Source organism: Lentzea aerocolonigenes, from assembly GCF_000955955.1.
In the GTDB taxonomy this organism is placed as follows: Bacteria; Actinomycetota; Actinomycetes; order Mycobacteriales; family Pseudonocardiaceae; genus Lentzea; species Lentzea aerocolonigenes_A.
Genome location: NZ_JYJG01000066.1, coordinates 1 through 421, shown reverse-complemented (window position 1 = coordinate 421; position 421 = coordinate 1). Strand labels below are relative to the sequence as shown.

1 protein-coding gene is annotated in these 421 nt (G+C 68.2%); it reads left to right on the top strand.

From position 1 onward, the window contains the following. Positions 1-76 precede the first annotated feature (76 nt). A partial coding sequence (locus UK23_RS12055) for a hypothetical protein (protein ID WP_045311546.1) occupies positions 77-421 on the top strand: 345 nt, incomplete at its 3' end.

Sequence of the window (421 nt, the reverse complement as noted above, 5' to 3'; positions counted from 1 at the left end):
TTCACGAGCAGAGCCTTCACGAGCAGAGCCTTCACGAGCAGAGCCTTCACGAGCAGAGCCTCCGCGTGCGGCGCCGATGCGGATCGCGCCGGGAGAGCAGGGCAAGGCCGCGCCGGTGGTCGAGCCGAAGAACGACCAGACCCGCGTGGTGGCCAAACCGGCGGCCAAGCCCGAAGTTGTCCACAGGCCGGACCAGAAGACGACAGAACTGTCGGTGCCGCCTGGCAAAATTGAAAACGGGGGACCCCAGGGAGGGGACCCTCGCGCCAGCATGGCCCCGAACGCCAAGACGGCTCGGGTCGACCAGCTGCCCATGGACAAGTCGTGGTTCGACCAGCCGGTCAGACCCGAAGGACCGGCTCGCCAGGATTCGCAGCGCACCGAGCCTCAGCGCACGGAGCCCCAGCGCGCGGATTCGCAG